This window comes from Holtiella tumoricola (assembly GCF_027857615.1).
Lineage (GTDB): Bacteria > Bacillota > Clostridia > Lachnospirales > Cellulosilyticaceae > Holtiella > Holtiella tumoricola.
Genome location: NZ_JAQIFT010000004.1, coordinates 40,865 through 51,624, shown reverse-complemented (window position 1 = coordinate 51,624; position 10,760 = coordinate 40,865). Strand labels below are relative to the sequence as shown.

Below are 10,760 nucleotides of genomic sequence, written 5' to 3'. Positions count from 1 at the left end.
GAAAATACTAAACCAATGCCTGCCCCTACTCCTAACTGTAAACAAACAGGCTACTATAAAGCATTTGAAAAGGCTATGGCTGGTTACGAAGAAACCACTTCAAAACTTCAACCATCTGGATTCGTTGATATTGACTTCTTAGAAGAAATGATTCCTCATCATGAATTAGGTATTTCAATGGCTGAAAACATCTTAAAAACTGCAAAAAATGATGAAGTTAAAGCCATTGCAACTTCTATTGTAGAAAGCCAAAAAGCTCAAGTAGGACAAATGACTAAACTTGAAGAAAAATTAAAAACAAAAAATTGTAAATGCGACAAAAATAATTCTTGCGCAAATGAAGAAGAAGCTAAATATTTAGCTAAATATAAAGAAATCAATGAATCTATGATTAAAAAGATGAAAGCTCTTGTTGCTACTTGTAACGATGATGCAGATTTCATTGCTGAAATGATTCCTCATCATGAAGGTGCAGTTGAAATGGCTCAAAACATTCTCGAATATAGCCATAATCGTGCAGTTAAAAAAATAGCTAAAAACATAGTTAAAGAGCAACAAGCACAAATTAAACAAATGCAAACTTTACTTGCTACTCTTCAAAAATAATTAATTACTCTTCTTACCCATTAACACCATATCTTCGTAGTCTTTATAACCTCTACGTTGATAGTACCCCTGTGTAGCCTCAGCTCTACAGGTTAATAAAACAATATCATTAATACCTTTTTCATAAAGGTGCTTTTCAAATTCATTAAGGAGTTTTGTGCCTCTTCCGCCACCACTAAGTGTAGGATCGGTACAAAACTCTTTTATTTCAAACTTAATCCCATCATAGTATTGTTCTTCATATCCTAATATCATGCCAACAAGCTTGTCTTCTTCATAGGCTACTAAACCATATGAAGCCTCATGACTTAACATTTGTGAAAGCCTTTTACTTGCAGTTTGTATTGTCCATTTATCATTCCATGGTGGTGCATTAAATGCCTTAATATAGATATTAGCTATTTCATTTAGATGTTCTTTCGTTAATCTTTCAAATCTCATCTTTTACGCCTTCTCTCTTAATAAATATAAGTATCTACTATTATATATGTTAATCCATATTTTTGTCACAAAATAATTGCATTCTCTATATGATAGACTTAGAATAAATGAGGCAATTAAATTTGTTTTACATAAGGAGATTTTATCGTGAATCATTCAATGAAAAAAACGGTATGGCAAAACTACGTAAGCTATTTATTACCTACTGTTATCGGTATGGTAACCTATAGCTTATACTGCTTGGCTGATGTTCTATTTGTATCGTTAGGGGAAGGTAGTAATGGACTTGCAGCTTTAAACATTTCTCTTCCTATCTTCACCATTTATTCTGCATTAGCTATTTTAATTGGGGTAGGTGCTTCTATTACAATTGGCGTTTTAAAAGGAGAAGGAAATCTAGATGGAGCCCATAAAACGTTGACTATGGCTATTTCCACAGTTACATTACTCGGTACTTTGTTCACTCTACTAAGTATCCTTTTTACTAAAGAATTAGCCCTACTATTAGGAGCAGATACGACTATATTAAAAGACGTTATTGGCTACTTAATCCCCGTATGCTATGGTGTCTTATTCTATATGCTTGCAGGTAGTCTAACTGTGCTTGTTCGCTCAGATGGTAATCCAAAACTTGTTATGGTTGCGGGTATGACCGGTAATCTGATTAATATTATTTTAGACTATATTTTCATTATACCTCTTGGTTGGGGAACATTTGGTGCAGGCCTAGCAACCGCTATTGGATTTACCATTAGCATGTGTATACTTTGGTTACACTTTATTATGAAAAAAAATACAGTTCATTTTACAAAATCGTATTTTGATATAAATTTATTTATTCGTATGATTAAAAATGGTTTAGGTGCTAGTTTATTAGAAATATCTACGGGTGTTACAATCTTTCTCATTAATCTAGCCCTTATGAAAGTAAGTGGTGCAACCGCTGTAGCCATATTTAGTGTCATTTCTAATATCGCCTTCATCGCCAAAGGCCTATTTGGTGGTATGGCACAAGCTAGCCAGCCTATTATTAGCCTTAACTTTGGTCTTAAGAATTTCGGGGTGATGAAACTTGCCAATAACTACGCAATGTGGGTAGCTGGTAGCGCAGGTCTTATTTCCTTTATCCTATTAGACCTATTCTCTAGACCTATTATCAGTGCTTTAGTCTCTACTGACCCTCAAGTAATTGAACAAGGTGCACTGGCTATACGCCTTTACTTCTTCGCCTTTGCCTTTACTGGATTCAATACAGTACTTATGTATTACTTCCAGTCCATAGAATGTTCTTTCTACTCTACAATCATGGCATTTTTACGAGGTATTGGACTTATCTTCATCCTTCTCCTCATACTTCCACATTTCTTAGGAGAAGCAGGCATCTGGCTCGTACTACCAGTTACAGAACTTATCATCTTTGCAGTATTCTTCAGTGTTAAACAGCTCTACAGCAATAGACACTTAAATCATACTCTAGATGTTTCTGCCTAAGCACATATCACACCTAATAATAGAGACAACATAAACAAGGCAACGACTTGATCAAAAGTCGTTGCCTTTTACAGTTAAATAATTTCCGGAGGGCGGTGATGCGTGGGTGACCTCACTGGAGCTTTTTTCGAGGATGGACTTAGAATGTGTTAGCGAATATGAAGGAAGGGTTTTGTGCGAGTGTTTGAGCGTCAGCGAGTTTTCGCACGTTCTGACTAAATATGAGTTTACACATTCTTAGTCCATTTGAGCAAAAGCGAAAGCACACACGTAGTGCCGACCGATTTATCTCAACTACTACGTTTTCACTCCATAAAATATTTATTCTGTTAAATTTCCAAAGGTTTCAATAAAGCGTTTGAATCCAGCTATACCTTCTTCATTTAATTTATAAACACCAGCATCTTCAAGTACTCTTACGAATTTATCTCCAAGTGCTTGCTTAATATACTGTTCTATATCCATTTCTTCATTATAAGTAGCTTTTAATCCATCTGCCCAAAGCATATGATTTTCTGCTACGTCAGCTACTTCTCCACGTACATACTTCTTCACTTCTTCTAATTCAGTTAGAAGTCTACCTGGTAAAATAGCGAGTCCCATTACTTCAATCAGTCCAATATTTTCTTTCTTAATATGTTGTACATCTTGATGTGGATGGAATATTCCTAGCGGATGTTCATCTGTTGTACGATTATTACGAAGTACTAATCGCATCACATACTTACTGCCTTCACGCTTACAAATTGGTGTAATCGTATTATGTGGTGTATCTTCTGTATAGGCTAAAATATCACATATTGGATCACTATATGCTCTCCAAAGCTTTAAGATTTCATCGCTACATTTCGCTAATTCTTCTGTTGACTCACCTACTAGCTCAATCGTTGAAAGAGGCCAGTTTACAACTTTCCCTTGAATACTTTTGTATTTAGGTAAAGTGAACTCAAAGAGTGTTGTTGCTTCATCCATAGGGAATGTATGACGTCCACCTTGGTAATGTTCATGTGAAAGAATAGATCCTCCAACAATAGGTAAATCTGCATTAGAACCTATGAAATAGTGTGGAAACTGTGTTGTAAAGTCTAATAAATTATTGAAAGTGCTTGCTGTAATTTGCATTGGTGTATGCGTATCAGATAATATAATACAATGCTCATTGTAATATAAGTATGGTGAATACTGCATAAGCCATTTTTTATTATTTAATTCTAAACGAATCATACGGTGATTTGCTCGATCTGGGTGTTTGATTGTACCTTCATATCCTTCATTTTCTTGACATAAAAGACATGTTGGGTAATTACTACTTGGAGCTAATCTTTCTAGTGCAATTTGCTTAGGATCTTTTTCTGGTTTTGATAAGTTAATTGTAATTTGAATTTCTCCATATGGAGAATCCACATTAAATTGTTTGTTTTTCGCTAACTGTCTCACCTTGATATAAGTAGAAAGTTGGCTAAGTTCATAGAAATAATCTGTCGCAGCTTTTATGTCATCTTTGTAAAGTGCAAAGAACTTTCTATTCACTCCAGATGGTTTATCTAAAAATAGATCCATAAGGTGGCTAATGAATTGATCCTTAGCCGCCATATGTTCTTCAATAAGTTCTTTTTCAAGTGCAATCTCTAAAAGTGCATCTAAAGTTTCATATTGATTGGTTTCTACTTTTTCTGAAACCTCATAATAGTCTTCTTTAAAAAGTGCTAACACTCTATTTCTAATGTAGATTGCATCCATTTCTTCAATAAGATGATTCTCTATATTAAGTTCTATAAGTCTATCGATAAACCCACATAACTTCTTAGTTAAATTCTTTTCCATCTTTACACGCCTCCTAGGAATTAATCCACTCTAATTGGTCCATCTCCTATATTCGCTACAAAGAAAGAAGCTTCATATCCAATAACTTCTTTATACTTTTTGCCTACTTGTTCAATAAAGTTATCTACGCTTTCATTTTCTACAAGTGCGATACCACATCCACCAAAACCAGCACCTGTCATACGTGCTCCAAGTACACCTTCTGCTTGCCAAGCAGCTTCAGCTAATGTATCTAATTCAATACCTGTTACTTCATAATCTTTACAAAGTGAAGTATGAGAACCATTAAGTAATTGGCCTAATTGAACTAAGTCGCCTTCAGCTAAAGCTGTTGTAGCTTGTTTTACACGCGCATTCTCTGTAATAACATGGTGTACTCTACGGTATTCAACTTCTGTTAAAAGTTCTTTATTGGCTTCTAATTCTTCTAAAGTAATCTCACAAAGGTTATTTGCCGTGCATACTGTTTGAAGTTTTTCTAAAGCACTTTCACATTCACTACGTCTTTCATTATATTTAGAATCAGCTAATTCTCTACGTTTATTAGTATTCATAATAACAATGCTATGTTTTTCTAATTGTAATGGATGATAAGAGTATTCTAATGTATTACAATCTAATAAAATCACATGATCTTTTTTTCCTAAAGCAATGGCAAATTGATCCATGATTCCACTATTTACGCCTATGTATTGATTTTCAACTTTTTTACCTAATAACGCAGCTTCAACTGGTGTAATTGGTAATTCAAATAAATCTTTAAAAATTGTAACAGAAAGCATTTCAAGTGATGCTGAAGAAGATAGACCTGAACCATTTGGTATATTGCCATATACAACAATGTCAAATCCATGTTGTAACGCATAATCTTCTTCAATAAGTGCTTTTGCCACACCTTTTAAATAATTTACCCAGTTATGTTCTTTATTGTATTCTAAGTTATCTAAGCTAAATTCAATAATCCCTATTTCTTCAAAGTTTATTGAGTAGGCCCTTACTAACTTATCTTCTCTTTTACCTACTAAAGCATAGGTTCCTAAGGTAATAGGACTTGGGAAAACTAGCCCTCCATTATAGTCAATATGCTCACCTATAATATTAATTCTACCAGGTGCAAAGTATTTTCTGTCTGCAGCTTTACCAAATTCCTCTTGGAACTTTGAACTCATTTCTGCAAAATCCATTTAATCAACTCCTTAGTGTTTTTTTACTTTATTTTACCTTATATTATCATATGTTTACTAAAAAAACCACTGAAAATTTTATCTGAATTTTATTTTTTATAATTTATTTTTGGAAACCTTTTTCTTCATATAGTTTCTATGCTAGTTTTTATTGTAAATTCTAATTTGATATACTATTTTTCATATAGATTTTACAAACTCAGAGGCCAAATTCTAGTGACAATACCTAAATTATAAAAAGTACATGAAAAATAGTAAAAAATATAGTAAAATATTAATAGTTACAATCTAAACATATTAATTTTAAGAGAGGTATTCATCATGTGTACGACTTACACTATTTTTCCTGTACCACAACAAGTTATCTACAATAACAAACAACTTACAATCACTAAAAATGTTGCTATTTTAGCAGAAGCAAAACCAAAAACAGCAACACTTAATGCATTAGAAAAAGCACTATCTTCTATTGGCGTAAATTATGAATTTGTAGAGCAACCAGTAGATGGTCAAACTCATATTTATCTAAAAGACCAAGCAACTTCTACTACTGCTTTAGAACTTAATAAAACAGAAGGTTATACACTTTCTATTACAGGTGATACATATTGTGATATTACAATTGCTGGTTGTGATATTGATGGTATTCATTATGGGGTAATTACACTTAGTAAAATTTTTAGCCAGTTAAACAATAATACAATTGAATCTTTATCAATGACTGATTATCCTCAAATCCTTTACAGAGGTTATATTGAAGGTTTCTATGGATTCCCATGGAGCCATGAAGATCGTAAAGACTTAATGGTATTTGGCGGAGAACAAAAGCTTAATACATACATTTATGCTCCAAAAGATGATCCATATCATAGAAGTCACTGGAGAGAACTCTATCCAGCTGATAAAGCAAAAGAAATTGCAGAACTTGCTTTAGTTGGACATGAGAATAATGTAAACTTTGTATGGACTATCCACCCTGGTGATTCTATAGATTTAGACTCTGAAGCAGATTTCAAATCAACCATTGCAAAGTTAGAACAGCTTTATGATCTTGGCGTTCGCCAATTTGGTATTTTATTTGATGACATCGGTGGCTATCCAGATGGGGCTCAACAAGCACGTTACATCAACCGTGTAGATAGTGAATTTATCAAGCCAAAAGGAGATGTGCGTCCACTTCTTACTGTAGGTACTAGATATTGTGAAGCTTGGGGGCCTTCTATGGAGAAATACTTCAAACCTTTTGTTGAACTTCTTCATGATGATGTTGAAATTATGTGGACTGGCTCTGCAACAATGTCTAATGTGTCTAAAGAACAATTTGATGCACCAAAACGTACGATTAACTCTGATAAGAACTTATCTGTATGGTGGAACTATCCAGTTAATGACTACTGTGATGCAAAAATGCTTATGGGTAAAATTGAAAACCTTAATCCTGATGTAGACAACATTAACGGTTTCTTCTCAAACCCTATGAACCAAGCTCAGGCTTCTAAACAAGCTCTTTTCTGTATTGCTGATCACAACTGGAATACAGCAAGCTATGACTGTGAAGCAAGCTTTGTACATTCATTCAAGGCTATTGCACCTGAAGTTGCTAACGAACTTCAAATCTTCGCTTCTAACTGTTCTTATGTAAAAGAAGACGGTGGTGTAAGTGGCACATTCTTATTTGATGAGTCATGGTACTTAGCATCTGATATTGAAGCCCTTGCTACTCATTTAGAAAACGGTACAGATTTAACCCAAACTAGCAAAGCACTTCTTACTGAATTTGCTAAAATGGAAAAAGCTATTGATACAATTGATGCTAAATGTACAAATAGTGCACTTGTTGCAGAGCTTCGTCCTTTCTTAGACGCTACTTGCCTTATGGGACAAGCTGGTCAAAACACTATGGAAGCACTCATTGCATTACAAGCTCATGATATTAAAACAATGGAAGCCAGAAATGAAGCTGCACTTAAACAACTTGAAGCAATGGAAGATTGTAAAGTACTCCGCCTCAAAGATGGTGCCGAAAGATACTTTACTGTAGATGTTGGTACACTTCGTATCAAACCATTTTTAATAGAAACATTAAAGAAATCTGCTATCCTTGCTGGTATTGAGACTGCTCCAATCACACTTAATTATGATATGAATAACATTGCACTTGCATCTTGTGGTGTAACTGCTTGTGCTTCTGGTGAAGTACAAAAAGATCAAGAACCAGAAAAAGTAATTGATGGCACAATTAGAAGTGGTAAATGGTGTTCTCGTGATTACAGACCGTACTTAACTCTTGACCTACAAGAAGTTAAAAACATTAAACAATATCGTATCATTAACTGTGGTCACCCTGAAGCTGGTGAAACACGTATTTGGAATACAAAAGCTTTACAAATTCTTGCAAGTACAGACGGAGAAAATTATACTGTAGTTGATGAAGTTAAAGATAATACTGAAGATATTATTAACAGAATGCTCTTTACACCTGTAGATGCTAGATATATTCGTTTACAAATCATTGAGCCAGCTCAAATTAGCATCAATGGTGGCGGACATACAAGAATCTATGCATTTGAACTCTTTGAAGAAGGTTATCCATATCAATCAAGAAAAGTTCAACCTTCTGAAATTGAATGCACTACAGATAACCAAGTTGTTATCCGTAATGTAGATAAAGGTGATGTGATCAACCTTTACACAGATTTAGATGCGACTACACCTGTTGTAACTTCACCTGAAGTGCTCGACGGTGAGACATCTGTATGCTTCAATAATCTTCCACTTAATACATTTAATACGCGAATCTTTGTAGAACGTACTGCTAAAAACTATCTTCCAAGTGTTAGAACTTCTAAAGGATTATAATAAAAGGCTGGAGGGCATATATGAAAATTAATGTAGAAACGATTAAACTAGGCACACTTTCAGTACAGAAGATCAACCTTACCAATGATTTAGGTATGGAATTAGAATGTTTAAACTTTGGTGGTGCTATTACAAAGCTTACAGCACCTGACCGTAATGGTGTATTTGAAAATATTATACTTGCTTACAAAAGCTTAGAAGATTATCTAGAAAATCCTTCTTTTTTTGGTACTGTTATTGGACGTACAGCTGGTCGCATCCACAAAGGTCAAGTGACTATTGATGGGCAAGTTTATCCTTTAACACCAACTCAAGGCATCCATACACTTCATGGTGGTAAGGAAGGTTTCCACAAAAAACTTTGGGATATTGAAACCTTTGAAGCAGAAAATAAAGTAGGGGTACACTTCTCTTATACTAGTGCTGATATGGAAGAAGGTTATCCAGGTAATTTAAATGTAAAATTTACTTATACCCTTACAAACGAAAATGCTTTAGAAATTTCTTACTGTGCTACAACTGATAAAGATACGGTTGTCAATCTTACTAATCATTCTTACTTCAACTTATCAGGATATATGAAGCAAAATATTGCACCACAAATCCTACAAGTTAGTAGTAACCAAGTTCTAGAATTAGATAATGATAATATTCCTACTGGTACTGTACTAGATGTAAAAGAACATACTACTTTTGATTTCAATGCACCTCGTGCCATCGGCGTACATATTGAGGATCCATTTATGAATCCACAAAGAGGTTACGACCATCCTTGGCTTCTTACACCTAATACTTCTGCGTGTGCTAGTCTCTACGATGAAGTATCTGGAAGACAAATGATAGTTTCTACAACTGAGCCTGCTCTTGTTCTTTATACAATGAACTTTGCAGATCCATACATGCTAGATAATGATACACTTGCTTCTCCTCGCCGTGCTATTTGCTTCGAAACACAAAAGCCACCTATTGGCCATAACGAAAGTTTCAAAGAATATAGCCTTTTAAAAGTAGGTGAAGTATTACACTCTACTACAGAGTATAAATTTACTGTTAGATAATCAAAAAGAATGCCCCTAAAACATTTACTTAATGTTTTAGGGGCATTCTTACTTTATAGATTATTTACTTTATAAGTTATTTGCTTATTTTTTTTGTACTTTCTCTTATAACGAGTTTGTTAGAAACGATAATCTTCTTACTGATGCTACTTCCCTTTTCAATCTCATCAATAAGAATCTGAATACCTGTTTCTCCCATTGCATCTGGATAAATCTTAACTGTTGTAAGTGCAGGACTTAAAAATTGAGCTGTTTGAATATCATTGAAACCTACAATACTAATATCATCTGGTATATTAAGACCTTTTTCATTAATAGCACGGTAAGCACCTATAGCCATTGTATCACTTGCTACAAAGCAAGCTGTTGGTCTTTCATCCTTTTCAAGTAAGCCCTTCATAAGCTTGTATCCATCTTGTAAGCTAAAGTTACCCTTATATACCCACTCTGGATGATATTCTAAATTTGTAAACATATATTGTATATAGGCTTTTTCACGAGGATCTTCAATCTTTTTAGTACCATTGTTGATAACCTCTTCTCCACCAATGTATGCAATATGTGTATGCCCTAATGATTGTAAATGTCCAAGAGCTGCTATTGTCCCATGTTCATAATCTGTTGTCACACAATCATATTTATTATAAGCTTCAATATAGTCAACAATAACAATATTTTTACTAATAGCTTCTAACTTACCAATTTCATCTTCTCCAAACTTACCAATTCCTATAATACCATCTACATCTTTGTATTCTCTAATATTTTGAATACTATCGATAGTCTTATATGCATACCCTCTTTCTTGACAACGCTTTTCCGCTGCTAAACGAATAGCTAAGTAGTAAGGATCATTTAGTTCTTGCTCTTGTGTATACCAATTTAAAATACCTATTGTATACTTGTTACTTTTACTTTTTCTTACACGTAAAGTTGTATAGTTTAATTCCTCTGCGGTTTCAAATACTTTTTGTTTTGTTGCTTCTGAAACATTAAGTGTCTCATCATAATTTAGTACTCTCGAGACTGTTGTAATGGATACTCCAGCTTTATCAGCTATTTCTTTAATTGTAGCCATATTTTCCTCCTTATTTTCATATTCTTATATTTTTACACATATATCTCGTATTATATATCCCACGCTTGATCCATAGCTATCATCTATCATACTCTATCTTCTTTTATTAGAAGTAAATGACTGCTATGCCCCTAAATAACAACTTCTAAACTAAGAGGTCTGTTTATGAAATCATACCACTTTCATATAGTGTCTGACAAGCTATTTTTTACTAAAAAA

Annotated in this window: 8 protein-coding genes; 4 read left to right on the top strand and 4 right to left on the bottom strand. The window is 33.9% G+C overall.

Annotation, left to right across the window (positions count from 1 at the left end):
* The coding region (locus PBV87_RS00445; RefSeq protein WP_271010740.1) for a DUF305 domain-containing protein at positions 1-606 on the top strand (606 nt) is incomplete at its 5' end.
* On the opposite strand, the gene PBV87_RS00440 is transcribed toward PBV87_RS00445, so the two are convergent.
* Positions 607-1,047, bottom strand: coding sequence for a GNAT family N-acetyltransferase (locus tag PBV87_RS00440; protein ID WP_271010739.1), 441 nt, complete (start codon positions 1,045-1,047; stop codon positions 607-609).
* A gap of 147 nt (positions 1,048-1,194) precedes the next feature.
* On the opposite strand from PBV87_RS00440, the gene PBV87_RS00435 reads away from it, so the two are divergent.
* Complete coding sequence (locus tag PBV87_RS00435) at positions 1,195-2,538, top strand: MATE family efflux transporter (RefSeq protein WP_271010738.1); 1,344 nt, start codon at positions 1,195-1,197, stop codon at positions 2,536-2,538.
* A gap of 321 nt (positions 2,539-2,859) precedes the next feature.
* Here PBV87_RS00435 and PBV87_RS00430 read toward each other — a convergent pair whose 3' ends face one another.
* Together PBV87_RS00430 and PBV87_RS00425 are read right to left on the bottom strand one after the other, a co-directional pair.
* Positions 2,860-4,362: a UDP-glucose--hexose-1-phosphate uridylyltransferase gene (locus tag PBV87_RS00430; protein ID WP_271010737.1), complete on the bottom strand. Its 1,503-nt coding sequence runs from the start codon at positions 4,360-4,362 to the stop codon at positions 2,860-2,862.
* 20 nt (positions 4,363-4,382) lie between these two features.
* Positions 4,383-5,546, bottom strand: coding sequence for a galactokinase (locus tag PBV87_RS00425; protein ID WP_271010736.1), 1,164 nt, complete (start codon positions 5,544-5,546; stop codon positions 4,383-4,385).
* Between the two features lie 321 nt (positions 5,547-5,867).
* Here PBV87_RS00425 and PBV87_RS00420 point away from each other — a divergent pair, with 321 nt between their 5' ends.
* Positions 5,868-8,405 carry a beta-N-acetylglucosaminidase domain-containing protein gene (locus tag PBV87_RS00420; RefSeq protein ID WP_271010735.1) on the top strand — a complete coding sequence of 846 codons (2,538 nt, stop codon included), beginning with the start codon at positions 5,868-5,870 and terminating at the stop codon, positions 8,403-8,405.
* A 20-nt stretch (positions 8,406-8,425) separates the two neighbouring features.
* Positions 8,426-9,463: an aldose epimerase family protein gene (locus PBV87_RS00415; protein ID WP_053985966.1), complete on the top strand. Its 1,038-nt coding sequence runs from the start codon at positions 8,426-8,428 to the stop codon at positions 9,461-9,463.
* A 76-nt stretch (positions 9,464-9,539) separates the two neighbouring features.
* Here the strand turns inward: PBV87_RS00415 and PBV87_RS00410 are convergent, their stop codons facing one another.
* On the bottom strand, positions 9,540-10,541 hold the full coding sequence (locus PBV87_RS00410) for a LacI family DNA-binding transcriptional regulator (protein ID WP_053985967.1): 1,002 nt from the start codon (positions 10,539-10,541) through the stop codon (positions 9,540-9,542).
* Positions 10,542-10,760 lie beyond the last annotated feature (219 nt).